The 17,732-nt window shown below is 59.6% G+C and carries 13 protein-coding genes and 3 pseudogenes; 6 read left to right on the plus strand and 10 right to left on the minus strand.

Annotated features, from left to right (window positions below):
- Positions 1 to 76: 76 nt before the first annotated feature.
- The 3 genes and pseudogenes from RX329_RS37040 to RX329_RS37050 all read right to left on the minus strand — a co-directional run bounded on the left by RX329_RS37040 (position 77) and on the right by RX329_RS37050 (position 3,784).
- Positions 77 to 1,264, minus strand: coding sequence for an acetyl-CoA C-acyltransferase (locus RX329_RS37040; protein WP_317246479.1), 1,188 nt, complete (start codon positions 1,262 to 1,264; stop codon positions 77 to 79).
- A 42-nt stretch (positions 1,265 to 1,306) separates the two neighbouring features.
- Positions 1,307 to 1,491, minus strand: a pseudogene (locus tag RX329_RS37045) (dicarboxylate--CoA ligase PimA); the annotation flags it as partial.
- 196 nt (positions 1,492 to 1,687) lie between these two features.
- Positions 1,688 to 3,784: a 3-hydroxyacyl-CoA dehydrogenase NAD-binding domain-containing protein gene (locus RX329_RS37050; protein ID WP_317245226.1), complete on the minus strand. Its 2,097-nt coding sequence runs from the start codon at positions 3,782 to 3,784 to the stop codon at positions 1,688 to 1,690.
- 492 nt (positions 3,785 to 4,276) lie between these two features.
- Here RX329_RS37050 and RX329_RS37055 point away from each other — a divergent pair, with 492 nt between their 5' ends.
- A complete protein-coding gene (locus RX329_RS37055; RefSeq protein ID WP_317245228.1) occupies positions 4,277 to 4,537 on the plus strand; it encodes a hypothetical protein in 261 nt (86 codons plus the stop codon).
- A 422-nt stretch (positions 4,538 to 4,959) separates the two neighbouring features.
- Here RX329_RS37055 and RX329_RS37060 read toward each other — a convergent pair.
- The 5 genes and pseudogenes from RX329_RS37060 to RX329_RS37080 form a co-directional block, all read right to left on the minus strand.
- A pseudogene (locus tag RX329_RS37060) lies at positions 4,960 to 6,160 on the minus strand (CaiB/BaiF CoA transferase family protein); the annotation flags it as partial.
- Positions 6,161 to 6,310: 150 nt separating this feature from the next.
- Positions 6,311 to 8,530 (minus strand): acetate--CoA ligase family protein, encoded by a 2,220-nt coding sequence (locus RX329_RS37065; protein ID WP_317245229.1) that lies wholly within the window; start codon positions 8,528 to 8,530, stop codon positions 6,311 to 6,313.
- A gap of 691 nt (positions 8,531 to 9,221) precedes the next feature.
- A complete protein-coding gene (panC, locus tag RX329_RS37070; RefSeq protein ID WP_317245230.1) occupies positions 9,222 to 10,070 on the minus strand; it encodes a pantoate--beta-alanine ligase in 849 nt (282 codons plus the stop codon).
- Positions 10,071 to 10,072: 2 nt separating this feature from the next.
- Complete coding sequence (gene panB, locus RX329_RS37075) at positions 10,073 to 10,957, minus strand: 3-methyl-2-oxobutanoate hydroxymethyltransferase (RefSeq protein WP_317245231.1); 885 nt, start codon at positions 10,955 to 10,957, stop codon at positions 10,073 to 10,075.
- Between the two features lie 27 nt (positions 10,958 to 10,984).
- Positions 10,985 to 11,440, minus strand: coding sequence for an aspartate 1-decarboxylase (locus tag RX329_RS37080; protein ID WP_317245232.1), 456 nt, complete (start codon positions 11,438 to 11,440; stop codon positions 10,985 to 10,987).
- A 363-nt stretch (positions 11,441 to 11,803) separates the two neighbouring features.
- On the opposite strand from RX329_RS37080, the gene RX329_RS37085 reads away from it, so the two are divergent.
- From RX329_RS37085 to RX329_RS37100, 4 genes are all read left to right on the plus strand, one after another.
- Complete coding sequence (locus RX329_RS37085; protein WP_317245233.1) at positions 11,804 to 12,103, plus strand: Dabb family protein; 300 nt, start codon at positions 11,804 to 11,806, stop codon at positions 12,101 to 12,103.
- Between the two features lie 5 nt (positions 12,104 to 12,108).
- Entirely contained in the window at positions 12,109 to 13,503 is a 1,395-nt protein-coding gene (pabB, locus tag RX329_RS37090; RefSeq protein WP_317245234.1) for an aminodeoxychorismate synthase component I, read from the plus strand.
- Positions 13,500 to 14,084 (plus strand): aminodeoxychorismate/anthranilate synthase component II, encoded by a 585-nt coding sequence (locus tag RX329_RS37095; RefSeq protein WP_317245235.1) that lies wholly within the window; start codon positions 13,500 to 13,502, stop codon positions 14,082 to 14,084. Before pabB ends, RX329_RS37095 begins: the two co-directional genes overlap by 4 nt.
- Positions 14,085 to 15,275: 1,191 nt before the next feature.
- Complete coding sequence (locus tag RX329_RS37100) at positions 15,276 to 15,503, plus strand: hypothetical protein (RefSeq protein ID WP_317245236.1); 228 nt, start codon at positions 15,276 to 15,278, stop codon at positions 15,501 to 15,503.
- 8 nt (positions 15,504 to 15,511) lie between these two features.
- Here the strand turns inward: RX329_RS37100 and RX329_RS37105 are convergent, their stop codons facing one another.
- Positions 15,512 to 15,907: a hypothetical protein gene (locus RX329_RS37105; RefSeq protein WP_317245237.1), complete on the minus strand. Its 396-nt coding sequence runs from the start codon at positions 15,905 to 15,907 to the stop codon at positions 15,512 to 15,514.
- Between the two features lie 120 nt (positions 15,908 to 16,027).
- Positions 16,028 to 16,450 carry a DUF2235 domain-containing protein gene (locus RX329_RS37110; protein WP_317245238.1) on the minus strand — a complete coding sequence of 141 codons (423 nt, stop codon included), beginning with the start codon at positions 16,448 to 16,450 and terminating at the stop codon, positions 16,028 to 16,030.
- Between the two features lie 16 nt (positions 16,451 to 16,466).
- On the opposite strand from RX329_RS37110, the pseudogene RX329_RS37115 reads away from it, so the two are divergent.
- Positions 16,467 to 17,061 (plus strand): annotated as a pseudogene (locus tag RX329_RS37115) (helix-turn-helix domain-containing protein); the annotation flags it as partial.
- Between the last annotated feature and the right edge of the window lie 671 nt (positions 17,062 to 17,732).

Below are 17,732 nucleotides of genomic sequence, written 5' to 3' on the forward strand. Positions count from 1 at the left end.
TCCCAAAAATCCGGCCGCAGACCGTGGGTCCCGGCCGCGCGTGCGCGATTGCGCGACTAGGCCGTGACGATATGAATTACGGCAAGACCTCGAACAAACCCGCAGCGCCCATGCCGCCACCGATGCACATGGTGACGACCGCGTATTTGGCTTTGCGGCGACGGCCCTCGATCAAGGCGTGGCCGGCCAGGCGCGCGCCGGACATGCCGTAGGGATGACCGATCGAGATCGCGCCGCCGTCGACGTTGATTCTGTCGGGATCGATGCCGAGCTTGTCGCGGCAATACAGCACCTGCACAGCGAAGGCTTCATTTAGCTCCCAGAGATCGATGTCCTCGACCTTGAGGCCGTGGCGCTTGAGCAGGCGCGGCGCGGCGAAGGCCGGGCCGATGCCCATCTCATCCGGTTCGCAGCCGGCGGTGACGAAACCGCGGAAGATACCGAGCGGCTGCAGGCCACGTTTGGCCGCTTCCTTGTCGCTCATGATCACGGAAGCGCTGGCGCCGTCCGAGAGCTGACTGGCATTGCCGGCGGTGATGGTGAAACCTTCGCCGCGCACGGGCTTGAGTCGGGCGAGTCCTTCGGCCGTGGTTTCTGGACGCGGGCCCTCGTCCCGCGACAACGTCACCTCCTTGAAGGAAACCGCGCCGGTCGCCTTATCCGTCACCGCCATCTGGGTCGTGATCGGCGCGATCTCCTCCCCGAACTTGCCGCCCTGCTGGGCGGCCGCCGTGCGGCGCTGGCTCTCCAGCGAATATTCGTCCTGCCGCTCGCGCGAGATGCCGTAGCGCTTGGCCACGACTTCAGCGGTGTCGATCATGGCCATGTAGGCATCGCCGTTGATCTTGAGCAGCGCCGGATCTCGCACGTGGAAAGAATTCATCTTGTCGTTCTGCACGAGGCTGATCGATTCGCCACCGCCGCCGACGGCGATCTCGACTCCGTCAAAAATCACCGAACGCGCGGCGATTGCGATGGCCTGAAGCCCCGAGGCGCATTGCCGGTCGATCGTGGTGCCGGCAACGGTGACGGGCAGGCCGGCACGGAGCAGCGCCTTGCGCGCGATGTTGCTGCCGGTTGAACCCTGCTGAAGCGCCACCCCCATCACGACGTCCTCGATCTCCTTGAGGTCGAGCTTGGCGCGGGCGACGGCCTCGCCGATTGCATGGCCGAGCAGCGTCGCGCCCTCGGTGGCGTTGAGCGCACCGCGATAGGCCTTGCCGATCGGGGTGCGTGCGGTGGAAACGATGACAGCGTCGGTCAAGAACGACCTCCTGATGCGAGTTGGGTGGATTGTGTCGATTTCCGCTGGCGCGCGCCTGGCCATCGCCGCGAGTTCGGTACAGCTGATTGGGCGGTCGCGAAACGCCAGCGCGTGCGCGAGCCGTAATCAGCGGCTGCCTTCGACAATAGGTTAGGGAGCGTGACCTGGACGATGTTGTCGTCCCAAGGCGCGCCCTCGGGATAATACTGTTCGCCGGGACGGGTCATATTCCCCAACACATCATTCGCCCGCGCAAAGCGCGCCCGATGACAACGTCCGTCGCGAACCCTAACGCGCAATGCGCATCGGAGGGTCCAGCGAGCAGCGTACTCGAAGGCGAGATGACGTTCGGGTCAAGCCCTTCGGGCCACCCACGTCGCGCAATCGCGCAACATGAAATAACGAGAAGATTGGCAGCAACCATCACGCCGCTTTCGACGCAGCCGCGAGCGAGGCGAAGGTCTTGCCTTCGGCTGCGAGCTTCTTCAGCAGCGGCGCGGGCTCGAGGCTGGGGTCGTTGGTCTCCTTGGCGTAGAACGACAGCCGGTCGGCGATGTGCTTGAGGCCGACGCTGTCGGCCCAGTACATCGGGCCGCCACGGTAGATCGGCCAGCCGTAGCCGTAGAGCCAGACCACGTCGATGTCGGACGGGCGCGCCGCGATGCCCTCTTCCAGGATCTTCGCGCCCTCGTTGATCATCGGATACATCATGCGCTCGAGGATCTCGTCGTCGCTAACGATTCGCTTCTTGCGGCCGAGTCGGAGCAAGGTCTCGTCGATCAGCTTTTCGACCTCGGGATCGGGCATCGCCGAGCGCGAGCCGGCTTCGTATTTGTAGTAACCCTTGCCGGTCTTCTGGCCGAAGCGGCCGGCTTCGCACAGCGCGTCCGCGATCTCCGACTTGATGCCGCGATCCTTGCGCGAGCGCCAGCCGATGTCGAGACCGGCGAGATCGCCCATCGCGAACGGCCCCATCGGCATGCCGAATTTGGTCACGACGGCGTCGACCTGCTGCGGCAGCGCGCCTTCGAACAGCAGCTTTTCCGACTGCTTGCCGCGCTGCGCCAGCATGCGGTTGCCGACAAAGCCGTCGCAGACGCCGACCACCGCCGGCACCTTGGCGATCTTGCGCGCGATGCTCACCGCAGTCACCAGCGCATCCGGCGCGGTCTTGTCGGCGCGCACGATCTCGCACAGCTTCATGACGTTGGCCGGCGAGAAGAAGTGCATGCCGAGCACGTCCTGCGGACGCTTGGTCGATTTCGCGATCTCGTCGATGTTAAGGTAGGAGGTGTTGGACGCCAGCACCGCGCCCGGCTTGACGTACTGGTCGAGCTTGCCGAACACTTCCTTCTTGACCGCCATCGTTTCGAACACGGCTTCGATCACCAGGTCAGCATCACCGACGTTCTCGATGCCGACGACGCCGTTGATCAGCGCCATGCGCTTGGCAGGCGCATCCGCCGGGATGCCGCCGCGCGCCGCGGTCGCTTCCCAGTTCTTCTGCATGATGCCCATGCCGCGCTTGAGCTGCTCCTCGCCGGTCTCGATCAGCGTGACGGGAACGCCGGCATTGGCAAACGACATCGCGATGCCGCCGCCCATGGTGCCGGCGCCGAGAATGGCGACGCGGTTCACCGGCCGCGACTTGGTGCCCTCGGGCACGCCCGCGATCTTGCTGGCCTCGCGCTCGGCGAAGAAGGCATAGCGCTGCGCCTTGGACTGGTCGCTGGCGACGAGCTTAAGGAAGCCCTCGCGCTCCTTCTTCAGACCCTCTTCGAACGGCAGGTCGATGGCGTAGCCGACGGCGTCGGCCGCCGCGAACGGCGCTTCCAGGCCGCGGGACTTCTTGGTCATCGCGGCGACCGCATTGGTGAAGATCGAGCGGTCGGCCTTGGCCGCCGCGATCTTGGAATCGTCGTCGCGCAGACGGCGCAGCGGGCGCTTCTCGGCCAGCAGCTTGCGGACAAAGGCTTCGCCGCCGGAGGCCGGCCCTTCGACGATCTCCTCGATCAGGCCGTGCTTCAGCGCTTCCGCAGCACCGATCGGGTCACCGCCCACGATCATCTTGACGGCAAGCTCGGGACCAACCGCGCGCGGCAGGCGCTGGGTGCCGCCGGCGCCCGGCAGCAGGCCGAGCTTGACCTCGGGCAGGCCGAGCTTGGCCTCTTTGACCGCCACGCGGGAATGACAGGCCAGCGCGACCTCGAGACCGCCGCCGAGCGCGGTGCCGTGGATCGCGGCCACGATCGGCTTCGGCGAATTCTCCATTTCGGCCAGGACTTCGTTGAGGCCGGGCGGCTTCGGCGGCTTGCCGAATTCGGTGATGTCGGCGCCGGCGATGAAGGTGCGGCCGGCGCAGGTCAGCACGATGCCCTTGATGGCGGGATCGGCGATCGCGGCCTTGATGCACGTCAGAATACCGCCGCGCACTGCGGCACTCAGCGCGTTGACCGGAGGACTGTTGACCGTGACAATCCCGACTTCATCATGACGATCAAGCTTGACCACTTCGCTCACGCTGGGCTCCTCGGTGAAACAATAGAATCGGGTGGGTAGCGGACCAGTCTAGCTAGCAAGCCTCAAAGGCTCGGGGCGATGCTTCGAACCCAGCCTGGTGACGGTGACTGGCAGACTGCGCTCTGCCGTTGCATGTGAGTCGCAACCGACGATTTTCGGCAGACCGATTTCTTGCTGGACTGGTTGGATCGCTCTTTTGGGCCACCCGGGGCCGCGCTGTTCGTTTCCGAGCAGCATCAGGTTGCACGGCCACCGGATCATTTGCTGCTTATCCCGCGTGCTGCGTTGAAACACTCGGCATGCTTGACCATGCGGAGACGGTAATCTAACCATGCCAAGCTACCATGTCGTTCGGATAACCGCCTTTATTGGAACCCATCCGTTCAGCTGGGAGGCCATAGAGTAACAGGATGTCCATATCGATTAATGCAATGGCCCGCAGATTTACGCTTAAATTCTGCGCAAGCTCCTCTTTTTCGGCCTGAGTTGATCATGAGCCCGTCCGGGCTGGTCGATTCCGAGCAATCCCATGCGAAGGATTTTGCGCCCTTTGCGAAGTGCCGATTGCCCAGCATCCGTGGCGGCGTTACGCGAGACCGCGCGCTGAACTCTGCCAAGCTGATGCGCCATGTCGGCGAAAATCTGCACCATCCTGCTAGCGGACAGTTCTTGCGCCGACTGATGAAGTTAAATGCGACTCGCCTGCAATTCGCACATACGATCTACAGCAACCGGCCAAGCCTGAGGTGGTAGTTCCTATGGGCGAGTGTCGGTCATTGCTGGCCGCCGCGCGACCGCAGGAGCCACTCGGCACCGGCCATCAACACGAGCGAGAGAACGATTATGTGGCCAATGCGGTGGCGATACAGCTGGATTGATAGTCCGGGGGACCGTTGGGACCCGGATCTTCCAGTCATCACGCAAGTCAATGCCACGTTCAGCGGGGTCCGGCTTTAGGTCCGTACTCACAAAGATCAGCCAACGTCTCGAATCCGTGTGTTCGGAATGGCGCTTACGTTTAAGGCGGCTCTGCGAGGTTTTTTATGCGCCTAAAGCGGCCTGCACTCAAGCAAGACATGCGATGAGAGCACCGCTGGCAGCGCGATGCGTATGCGGCGCTTTGGAGCTAGTACCGAAGGGGTCGAATGGAAGACGGCAAAAACTGCCGTTGCCGATATTGCCCCGATTTGCCTCAGCTGCGCAATTTTGTCTTGATGATAGCCAAGCTTGCCGGCCAGCACATCTTGCGTGTTCTCGCCGAGCAGCGGCGGGGCACGCGGTATTCTGTGATCGGTGTCTCAGAGAAGGTCAGCGCGTTGCGGATCAAGGCCAGCTCGGATCCGACTTGTGCTTCACATTCACCCGCATGCCTCGCTGTCGGCGACGTGCGGATCCACGAACACTTAGTGAAAGTCGTTTACCGGACCACAAGGGACGCCGGCCTGCTCCAGCTTGTAGAGCCAATGCGCGACCGTATTTTTCGATAGAAGATCAGCAAAGATCGCCATGATTTCCCTGCCGTTGGCGACGCGATCGTTGTTCTTGAGGAATTTCGGATTGGTGGCGAGTTCAGGTGCATCGGGAGCGGCGCATACCCGGGCGAACTGCCGGTCATTGCCGACCATCAGCATCATCTCACCGTCCGCGCGGCGAAACGCGCCAACTGGCAATGCACCATTGCCCCATGTGCCGCAGGGGGGCTATTGCCATTCAGGAGATAAATTTGGAGATAGTGGCTGAGCGAGGCGATCACGGTGTCGAGCAGGCAGACATCGGTGTGCTACCCTGCCCCGCCATTGATCTTACGGTGATAGAGCGCCGCCAGGATGCCGATCGAGGCCTTCATGCCGGTCATGTAGTCGACGATCGAAGGACCGACCTTCATCGGCCCCGCACCCGGTTCACCGTCCATGTAGCAGGTGACACTCATAAAGCCCCCCATAGCCTGGCAGATCCCGTCATAACCGGCGCGCGGCGCATAGCGCCCGATCTGGCCGAAGCCGGTGACCGCGCAGTAGATGGCGCGGGGATTGATCTTCTTGAGCGACTCGTAGTCGAGCCCGTAACGCTTAAGATCCCCAACCTTGAAGTTCTCCATGAAGACATCTACGTCTTCGGCAAGCTGACGGATGAACTCCCGCCCCACCGTCTTGGCGATGTTGACGGTAACCGACTTCTTGTCGCGGTTTGCGCAGAGATAGAACGAATTGTTGTTATTCTCTTTGCCCTCGGGGCGCGCGCGCCGTCGCCGGTGCCGGGCCGCTCGATCTTGATCACCTCCGCGCCGAGATCACCCAGCATCTGGGCCGACAAGGGTCCGGCGAGCACATGCGTGAGGTCAAGGATCTTGTTCGCAGAAAGCGGCAGCACCGACATGAAGGTTTTCTGCTTAATGACTCTTCTGAGGCGGAACACGCACGTTCGCGCCTCGAGCTCTGTTCGTATACTCATCGCCCCGAAGCAGAGAATGTCCTGTTCCTGGTCAGTGGTGCTTCTGCGGAATCATCGAGCCGACTCATGCAAATATTACGAGGTGCCATCGCGCTTGCTTGCAGCATTCCGCAAGACCACGAGTGCGTCCACCGCGACTCCGTTTTTGGCAGTGAGTAGAAATGGATTGATGTCGATCGAGGCGATGCGACCACCAGCATCGGCGATCAAACTGGAGACTCCGACTAGCGCCTTGATCACAGAGCCTTCGTTCAGGGCTGGTTTGCCGCGGTAGCCCTTTATCTTCACGCCGGCCTTGGTCCGACGGATCAACTTTGTGGCCTCGGCGGCATCGATCGGCGCGCCAGCGAGCGCTACGTCTTTCATCAACTCGATATCGACGCCCCCCGTACCGAATAGCACCACCGGTCCCATCTCGGCATCAAGGGACGCGCCTATCACGAGCTCGAGATCGGCCTTGACCTGCCGCGCAATCAAGATGCCTTCAAGGTGCGGCTTTCCCTTTGATTTCTTGACACGGGTGGCGATCTCGTTGAACGCCCTTGTAACCTCGGCTGTGCTATTGAGATTGAGCACCACGCCGCCGATATTCGATTTGTGCAGAATGTCCGCGCTGACCACTTTTGCCACGACGGGAAAGCCGATCTTCTTGGCGACGCTTGCAGCCTCGTCGGCCGTCCGCGCTATTGCCTCCTTCGAGATCGGGATGCCATAAGCCTTGAGCAGCTTTTTGGAGGCGATCTCGTCGAGCGCGGCGCCGCTGGCACCATTCAAGGTCTTTTCCAGGAGCGCCCGGGCCTGAGGGTTGGAAGAGGAAACAATATCCGGCACGTCCTTTTCGAGTGCGGCATAATCGATCAGCGCCTTGATTGCGCCGACCGCGCGGTCCATACCTTGCATGACAGCGATATTAGGCAATATCTTGCGCAAGGCGGTTGTATGTTCGGTAAAGCCCATGGACACCGGGCTGATGTAGATTACGGGCTTCGTCGCACCGCCCGCCATGCCGTTGACGATGCGCAAATTGCGTTCGCGCAATTCATGCGGCATCTTCGGCAAGTCGGCGTCAATGATGACGATGTCAATATCTGGGTCGTCGATCATGATTTCGATCGATTTGATGTAAACTGATGGATCCACGACCGCTGCAAATCCCGCGTCCAGCGGATTGCCGATAATAGAGCCCGGCCCGAGCATCGTTGCGAGCTTCTCGCTGGCATTCTCGCTGAGTGGAGGAAAATTGAGCCCCACCGAATGGAATGCGTCAATCAAGAGCCCACGCTTTCCGCCGGACAGCGTCACCGCAGCGAGGCGGTTGCCTTTAGGCAGTTGCGCATGAACGAAACATTCGGTGGTTTCCACGAGTTCGTCGAGTCCACGCACTCGGATCACTCCCTCGCGCGTCGATATTGCATCAAAGGACTCGATGGAGCCCGCCAGCGACCCGGTGTGCGCCATGGCGGCGGCGCGTCCACCTTCGGAACTCCCGAGTTTCAACGCAATAACAGGTTTGCCAGCAGCACGCGCTGCCTTGCAGGCATTCCGAAAGGCTTGAGCGTTTCGCACGCCCTCGAGGTAAACCACGATCACTCGGACGGAAGGATCGGCGGCGAAATATGTCATCAGATCCGGGGTCTCTAGCCCGGCCTCATTGCCTGTGGTGACCATATAGCCGACACCGACGCCGCGATCCTCCAGCGCCTGACGAATCATCATCACGATGGCTCCGGATTGGCCAGCGATTGCGACCGCCCCCTGCTCCATAGTGACGATCCGATCGTCGAGATTGGTGAAGAGCCTTTCACCCGCACTCAGATTGCCGAGACAATTTGGGCCTGTTATTGCAATTCCTGTCTCACGCACCGCGACGTTGAGTTCGGCGGCAAGCCGCTGACTCTCCTCGTCCTGCAGCTCGCTGAAGCCCGATGTGACGATCGTTGCCGACCGCGCGCCTGCCGCGGCAGCATCCCGCACGACTTGAACCACGAAACGCGCCGGAACCAGCACGAGCACATGGTCCGGCTGTTCCGGAAGGGAAGCAAAATCCCTGTAACAAGTCACTCCCCAGACCACGTCTCTCCGTGCATTTATAGGGTAAAGGCCCCCATGATACTTGTACTTGATGAGATTATTCCAAATGCGCTCGGCATAATTGCCCGGCTTGTCGGTGGCGCCGACCAGTACAATGTTGCGCGGGTGCAGCATCGCGTGAATGCCTTTGACGGCGGGACTTGCATCATGCGCTGGCACCCAGCTGTTTGCTGGCAACGCGGTGGTCGGAACACGCTCTTCCATGGTCAATACTCCTTCTCTATTTCGTGCGCACACCGATACACTTAGGCTTGGCGGCTACGATGTCGACACGCCCTCACTGCTATCTCGATCGACCGCTTTCATTGAGGGGAGCTATCGAGCGGGTACACTGGAATTTCGACCTGGAATGGCCGGCATGTCCCTCGGATCCGCGACAATCCAAATCAACGCTTCGTTCTTCTGATGATGCGGTGCTGATTCCTAGAACCACTCTCGTAGACAGACACGCGACTTGCGCGCACGGACAGCATTATTCGAACCAAGCCGCACGACCAAAAGAACTCGGCGTCGGATGAATGGCCTGAAGAAATTTGGATTCCTCGGCTTGCTGCCTCCAAGTGGCACGAGACCTCAGTTGCGTTGCAGCTCTTATTCCGTCGCATTCTTAGTGAGCTCGGTAGCCGAAGTTCTTCAATGTAGAGGATTGCCCGGCCGAAATTCTGCGCATCGCTGGACGATCGCGCCGCTTTTCGTGCGACGGGAGACCATGAGCGAGAGCTCGCTGACCTTCTATGGCGTGGTTACCCGCAATTTTCGCACTACGTCGCTTGGCCAGACGCCCTGGTCTAGATCTTTCCAACTCACTGCATGATTGTCGCAAACGACGGTCGATCGGGCCGGCATTTCGCGCGTGCCGAGCTTCAATCAAGACGCTTCCTTCGCCCCACCCGCGCTACGGAGTTGGCTGAAGTATCACGTTGTCGATAAGCCTCGTCGAGCCGACATATGCCGCCACGCACAGTGCCGCGGGGCGGTACAGCGGACTAAGGGCGGGCTTGAGCGTGTCGGCGTCGACGAGCTCAAGGTACTGTAGGCGATCGACCGTTTCCAAATGCCTCTTGGCGATTGCAATCAGCTTGTCCGCGTTCCGCTCCCCCAAGCCGAACTCCTCCGCCGCGGCGAATAGGCCACGACTTATGGCGAGGGCCCGCCCTCGGTCTTCCTCGCCGAGATACCGGTTGCGGCTGCTCATTGCGAGACGGTCCGCTTCCCGGACGGTCGGCACGGTAACGATGTCGATCGGAAGATTGAGATCAATGGCCATCCGGCGCACAACCGCGCACTGCTCAAAGTCCTTTTGCCCGAAGAACGCGACGTCGGGCTGTACCATATTGAACAGCTTGCTTACGACCGTCGCGACCCCGCGAAAATGTCCTGGCCTGAAAGCTCCGCAGAGCGGCTTCGCGAGCTCGCCCGGTTCGACGAAGGTCTCGAATTGATCCGGATAGACTTCCCGCGCGGAGGGCGCGAAGACGATCGCAACACCGGCGTCGCGGCACAGCTTTTCATCGCGCTCGAAGTCGCGCGGATAAGTGCTGAGATCCTCGTTCGGCCCGAACTGAGTGGGATTGATGAATATACTGACCACGGTGACGTCGCATTGCGCATGGCTGGCCTCGATAAGCGCCAGGTGGCCGTCATGCAGATAGCCCATTGTCGGTACAAATCCGACACGTTTGTCGACTCGGCGAGGCTCCGTGAGAGCGCGGCGAAGCTCGCCGACCGCCGTGATTGTCCGCATTGTTACGCTTCGCATCGGGTTCGGTTGGAAGGCGTCCAGTTTGCGATCGTCTCAGCCATGCCTTCGGGAAGCCGATAAGCCTCCTGCGGTGCCGGGAATGTGCCGTTGCGGACATCGGCAACCCAACGCGACAGCGCCTCCTGCAACACTCGAAACCCATCGGCGTAGGTACGAACGAATTTTGGGACGTGGCCTTCAATTAAGCCAAGCACGTCGTGGAACACCAATACCTGCCCGGAGCAACCAGGACCGGCGCCAATCCCGATGGTAGGTATGGTCAGAGTTTCCGTCGCTCGCGCGGCGAGCTCGGCCGGGATGCCCTCCAGGACCAGAGCGAAGCAGCCGGCCTCCTGCAGGCGATGAGCGTCGTCGAGCAGGCGCAAGGCGTCATCGGCCTTGCGCCCCTGCACCTTGAATCCACCCATTACATTCACGCTTTGCGGGGTCAGGCCGAGATGACCCATCACGGGAATCTCGCAGTCGACCAGCGCACGTATCAATTCGACGCGTTTGGATCCGCCCTCGAGTTTTACGGCGTCGGCGCCACGCTGCAAGAAACCTCCGGCGTTGCGTATCGTGTCCTCCGGACTGAGGTGAAAGCTCAGAAATGGCATATCGGCCACGAGCAAGGCTTGAGGTTTCACACGCGCGACCGCATCGACATGGTGATTCATCATCGCCATGCTGACCGGCAGCGTGTTGTCGAACCCGAGGCAGACGTTCCCGACGCTGTCTCCGACAAGGATCATATCGACGATCGGATCCGCAATGCGGGCCGTAACCGCATCATAGGCGGTCGTCATCACGAGGCGCCGCCCCTCCTCCTTCCACCGTTGCAGCCCTGGTAGCGTGACTCGCTCGCCCGTGGCTTCTGAGGTGTGGCTCATGCTCGCCCCCTGTTTCGTCAGCCGGTCTTAGTTCGATTCCGCGCATCGAAGTGGTATAGGTTTCACGTCGCCTGCCTCACCTAGTGTCTCGAAGCAATATCGATCGGTACGATCGCGAGTGACCGGATAGGTCATGCGATCGGCAATGCATTTGTCGCGATCGAAGGCGAGGATTCTTGGTCTCAGCGGAGCGATCTCTTTCTCATCTAGGTAGGTCGAACCGCGGACGATGATCTGGTCGCCCACTTGGCAGGTGTGCGCGGCGGCCCCGTGGAGGGCCCAACGACGTGAGGCGGGTGCGCCGAAAATCACGTTGGCCGAAATTCGCGCCCAGGAGTTCTTGGTCCAGATATCCACGAATTCCATCGGCAGAATCCCTTCGCTCGTGCACTGATCCGAATCGAGCGTAATCGAGCCGCGATAGTGACTATTGGCCCCCGTAACGTGGATGTCATGCGGCTTTGCGGCCACCACTGTTCTCATCTGAAGGATCCCTTGAGCTGGGCTCGCGTCCTAAAGCCGACGCTCTCCTATGGAGCACGAGATAAAACTGTCAACTCAGAGGGAGGAAAAGAAAATACCTGCCAAAAAACGCCGGTGGACGGATTAGAACGTCCAATGGTCGCGCAACCATCGTGTAAGAACTTTCCACCCAATCGCCAGGGAAAAGCGGAGTGGCCCCAAGCTGGGCATTCGAGTGCATCGAGCGTCCCACATGGTCAACCGAGGATTCCAGATCTTGTCGGATCTGGCCGGCCGTCGGACCCATCATTTTAAGAGTAGACAGCCATTTCGAAGCCCGTATAGATCGCCGGGCAACATTCATCGCGAACAACCAGAACCGTCATGATTCGTCACATCGTCTTCTTCACCGCGAGCAGCAAAGCCCATGTCGATCAGATAATCGATGGTTTGTCGGTTCTCACCACGATCCCGCATGCGCGCCGGCTCGAGGTCACGCGTAACCGCAAAACTGACCAACTCGGGAATGACATCGACATCGTGGTTTATGGTGAATTCGACAATGAGGCTGAGCTCGCGGCTTACAAAGCGCACGAGCTCTACCGGGAATCGATCAGGCGGGTGCGGCCACTGAGGGAGCTGCGCTTCGCGGCCGACTATAGTTTGGCTGATGTCGCCTCGTAAGTCCGATGCACGTCGCAGAGCTTTCCTGGATCGAGCCAACCACGGCGTTGCGATGTCTCGCGGATCGACCATACCTCACGTTTCTGGATAGCGCGGCAAGCGACGCTCTGCTCGGACGCTATTCGTACCTGACTTGCGATCCATTCAGCACCTACGTAATCGCGGACGGACGGGCGAGCTGCGATGGTAAAGCTCTCGAGGGCGATCCCTGGGCCGCCCTCAGCGCGCACCTTTCCAGCTACCGGCAACAGCATCGCGGTGACCTCCCGCCGTTTCAGGGCGGTGTCGCCGGCTTCTTTTCTTACGATCTGAACACGACACTCGAGCGGCTGCCGTCTCCCGCGGCGCAGGGCCAAGGCTTTCCGCAATCGATCCTCAATTTCTACGACGTGGTGCTCGCCTACGACCATTCCGACAAACGGTGTTGGATAGTTTCCACCGGATGGCCCGAGCAGGACATCACACGTCGCGACAGCCGCGCTCGTCGACGAGCCGATGAACTGGCGGCCTTGCTTGCGTATCCACCTTTGCAACAGAGTTGCTCCCCTACCCAGGCAAGCTCATGGCAGTCGAACTTCAGCCGCAACGCCTATATCGCGGCCGTCCAGCGTGTAATTGATTTAATACTGGCGGGAGACATCTTCCAGGCAAACATCGCGCAACGCTTCAGCACTAGAGTTTCGAACCCATGGGATCCGCTTGAGTTCTATTGTCGACTCCGCGCGTTGAACCCGGCGCCGTTTGCCGCGTTCCTGCGTTACGGCAGGCGGACCATAGCATCCAGCTCGCCGGAACGATTTCTCAAGCTCGATGGTCGATGCGTTGAGACGCGCCCGATCAAAGGCACGATAAGGCGCTCAGCCGATTTGCGGGATGATCGCAAACGCGCTGAGGCCCTGCTTGCGAGCGAGAAAGACCGTGCCGAAAACGTGATGATCGTCGATCTCCTTCGTAACGACCTGTCGCGCGTTTGCGCTCCGCACTCGGTCGAGGTACCAGTGCTATGCGGCCTCGAATCCTATGCTTCGGTGCACCACTTGGTTTCGGTCGTCCGCGGCAAACTCGCTCATGATCATGATGCCGTCTCTCTGCTGCGCGCCTGCTTCCCCGGAGGCTCCGTCACCGGGGCACCGAAAGTACGGTCGATGGAAATTATCGCCGACGTAGAACGTGTCGCACGCGAGGTCTATTGCGGTGCGATCGGCTTCATTGCCTTCAACGGGCAGATGGACACAAACATCGCGATCCGAACCGTTACGATCAATGATGATCTCGCGGTCTTTCACGCCGGCGGCGGAATCACGGCGATGTCGGATCCAAGAACAGAGTACGAGGAGACACTCGCGAAGGCTCAACGCATCTTTGACGCATTTGGCGCAGGAGCATTGGGTCGCTCATGATCGCGATCATCGATAACTACGATTCCTTCGTCTTCAATATCGCTCGCTACTTTCGGGAACTTGGAGAAGTACCAGAGGTGATCCGGAACGATGCGACCAGTGTTAGCAATCTCGTCAGTCTCGGGCCGCGAGCGATTGTCATCTCACCGGGCCCGTGCACACCCACGGAAGCCGGCATCTCGACTGCCGTTGTTCGCGAGCTCTCCGGTCACGTTCCGATTCTAGGCATCTGTCTTGGACATCAATGCATCGGAAGCGTTTTCGGCGGACGGATCGCACGCGCACGTCGCCCCATGCACGGCCAGGCCTCGCACGTAACCCATGACCGTGAAGGCCTGTTCCGGACGCTGCCATCTCCACTTCACGTTGGCCGTTACCATTCTCTTGTTGTCGAGCTAGACGAGGCTTGCGAAGCTCCCCTGATGGTGACGGCGCGTTCAGACGATGCCGAAATCATGGCTCTCGCGCATCGCCATCATCCAACCCACGGCGTGCAATTTCATCCGGAATCGATACTTACTCGAGACGGACACACGCTGTTTTCGAACTTCTTGCGACTGGCCAAGGCTTCCTGCGTGTGAGAGCGATTATTGTTTGGTACGCGTGTGAGAGTCTGGCGGCGCATGATTCGAAAAAGGATCATAAGCAAGTTTGAGCTAGCTCCGCCAAGTGCCAACCTTGCATATGGATAAGTTCTGTCGCTGCGTTTGGAATCCGCTGTCCGAACGGAACCCGCGACGAGACGTGACGTAAGGTGCGTCGACGGCTCGGCCGGCTGCTGCCCTTCGAAACTGCCAGGGCATCGTTATGCCCCAACGAAGGAAGGAGACACGCAATAGTGAATTTCCAGATGCGACCAACGGGTCGCGCACGTGGGACGCAATTGATGCGCGAGTTTCGCAGAGCAATTCACCGAAGCCGCAAGCTATGTGACTTGGCTCGGGGATCCGCTGATCGGACGAGAAGCGATCGACGGCATGCGGGCGCCCCGACTGCCGAAACCGTTGCCATTCCCTGCCAGGCCGGTCAGTGAAACGGCCTGCCCTCCCCAAAAAACCGCTGCTGGATTTCTCCGACAGCGGCTCAGTCTAGGGAGAAAGCAGACAAGCCGGCCTGCCAGCGGGTTCGCACCAAGAGACCTCAGCTAGCTGCAACTCGGAGGGTTGCCCCTCTCGGTCCAAATGGCAGAGGCCGATGAGCTGCTCGATCCGGAGCGCGCCGTGCCCTAAGCGCAGGCGGCACCCCCGTCTAACCGAATATCCGAATACCGAAGAGGACAACGTCCTTGATCTCTGCAACAATGTCGGACCGAATCTCCTCCGGCAGCTAACCGCACTTGCAAGTTCGCCAACAAACAGCTGTGCATGCAAGGCGCGAAGCCCGGCAGATACAACGCCCACTTTGGCTGGATTTGTTCGATCCTTGTGGTGATCTGCAGACATCAACAGTGCGGCGACTAGGTCAAAGCAAGATTTTCCACACGAATGGCGGGGCCGCAGTCTTGCGCATGTACTCGTATAGCTCTTGCAGAGTCAGTTCAGCATCGAAATACACCTCGCAGTTATCCAAACGCACTTCGATTTTGAAGGTCCCCGCCGGTCCAAATGACCTTCTCCTCCCATCTATTGCCGTGGGCGTCTACATCTTCGCGGGTTGCAATAGTCATGTGGCAGTTCCTTAGATACGCAAGTAGGCAGGCCTCTTGGCCGCTGTTCAGCACGAGGCTGCCGTCAGTTGACATTTCGATCACCCTTTGGCTGGAGGAACTCCGCGTGATCTCGGTCTTGGCGTTTGATCTGACCGTAGCGCCCATTTCGGTAGCGATTAATGCGGCCAGCCGCGTGCTCACGCCTAAATTCCACGCCTGCTCTCTTTTCTTGACGGATTTCCGCATGCGCGGATGGCCGATCGCGTGCTTAAATTCCACGGCGGCGGCAGCTAGCGCGACGGAACGATTTCGAATTGGCGTGCGTGCGTCGTCTTTCGTCGCCGGCGGTTGACCGGCGCGTTATTTCCCACGCTTGTTGCGAGATACTGCTATGACCCGCAGTCGATCTATGGTGACAATGGCTTCCGATCCCGCTGACAACACCTCGGTATTGTGCGCTCGTATGTCTTTGTCGTCGAACTTCGCGCAAGGAGCCCAATGCTGATGATAAAGCCGTCCGACGCCTTCCGGATCGCGCGCATCGATCGCCTTCGAGAGCTGCTTCAAGGGAAACACTTGGGAAGTCCAACTGATCTGAGCGGCCGCCCAGAGCCGGACGCAGGTTCCCGATCCGGACGAGTTGGTCCAGACAAGTGCCGACAGCTGGAAACGGGCGCAACACTTAGCGGCATTGACGGCCTGCATCAGCATGAGAGCGATGGTACCGCGCGGTCGGCGGCCGGGCGTGATTGACACCAGCGAAGGCTTCCAAGATCGCGCCTTCGACGAGTGTGCTTATCTGCAAGACGGGCGACGTCTTGGTGCGATTTCTTGCCGCTACCGCGGCCCATTCTCGGGCTCGTGTTCCTACGTATTCTACTGCTTGCTCGCGTCGCTTCGTAGTAATCGCCCGCAGACCGCTCCGAGACAATGGCGTCGAGAATATCCGCCTCCAACGTTGGCGTGCGCGCCGACGAACCAGCGTTGCTCGACGCTAGAGATGGGCCTAGGAGCCGCGATGACGGCATTCGGGTCCTTCGGACGCCGGACGTCCCAGAGCGTCGGCGCGAACTCGCCGCGATGTTCATCGATGGCGAGCGCATGGTATCCATTGAGGATGTGAATCCGAAGCCCTGTTTCGAGGAAATCGAAGGTCGACCTGCTAATCCCCTCGATGCTGAACGCCTTGAGGCTGAGCGAGCCGACCGTATCCCAAACTCCGACCATCTTCACGTCAGCCCGTTGCGAGTACTTCAGCAACCAGCGCTCTTCGGTCGTAATATTCTGAAGGTTTGGCAAGCACCTCGGTAATCATCTTAGCGAACTCACTTACAAGAAGGGTCGAGAGATCTACGGTGAGAAAGAGACAGCCCAGTATGTTTATCAGGTCAAACGCGGGGCGGTGCGAAGTTACAAGCTGCTCTCGGACGGCCGACGTCAGATCGGTGCGTTTCATTTGGCCGGCGATATTTTCGGGCTCGAGAACGGCAATCTACATCGATTCACGACAGAAGCAGTCGTCGAGAGCACAGTTCATCTAATCAGACGCGAAAGTCTTGAAATCGCCGCCGAGAGCGACGCAGCAGTCTTTCGCAATCTGCTTGGCCTAAACAACCAAACACCTGCAGCATGCGGAGGATCATATGTTGCTGCTGGGACGGAAAAACTCACACGAAAGGATTGCGGCAGTCTTACTTGAAATGGATGAGCGGCTCACTGCCGCTGCCGTCATGTCGCTCCCAATGTCTCGTCGCGATATAGCCGATTACCTTGGCTTGACGCTCGAAACCGTGTCACGAGCGGTGTCCCTATTGCACAAAACTGGCATTCTCGACTTCATCGGCAATATGCAACGCGAAATCGTGATCTTGAATCGGCCCTCGCTTGCGCACTTCGATCGGCCACACTAGCCAGGATCAGATAGACGGGGCCGGGTCGGTGAGCAGCATCGCCAGATCTTTGTATTCCTCTGGCGAGTCGGGCCGGGGGCTGCTTTCTTCGGCTTTCCAACGGATTTTACCTCTGCCCCGGACGCATTAAAGAGGGACATGATCGTGGGACGATATTTTGTGACCACTTGACCTAGGGTGCCGGAGTTAGTGGAGCAGATGTGAGTCGGCGTGCGTGGCTTCAAAACCATGCCGAATCGGAGAAGGCTTGATCGCGACTATTAAATGAACACAAATGCGAGCAGACTAGAGCAGAGCGAACCCCGCGGCCGTTAGTGCCAAAGAGGCTAGCTGAGACAAGGTCGTGATTGCGCATGAAAGGCCTCGCGGCGCGCCATAGGGCGAGAGCAGCGACCTGCCTCGCAGTCACTCGATACGAATTCGCTGCATTGTTCCTGCCAAAACGCGAAGAGAATGCACTTTTTCCTCATTGTATGGGCTTTCTTCGCAGCCTCGCATCAAGATTAGCCGGTATCGGATCTTTGCAACTCGCGGCTGCACGCCTCATTCCAGGGCCGCTATCCCTTTCTCAATTCCTTCTGCTTCACCCCAGACACCCGCTCTAAGCCTTTTCATAATTGCGATACAGCTCTTCGAGTAATCTCATGACAATGCGCGGACTCCTGATCCTA

Origin of the sequence: Bradyrhizobium sp. BWC-3-1 (assembly GCF_032917965.1) — a bacterium.
GTDB lineage: Bacteria > Pseudomonadota > Alphaproteobacteria > Rhizobiales > Xanthobacteraceae > Bradyrhizobium > Bradyrhizobium canariense_D.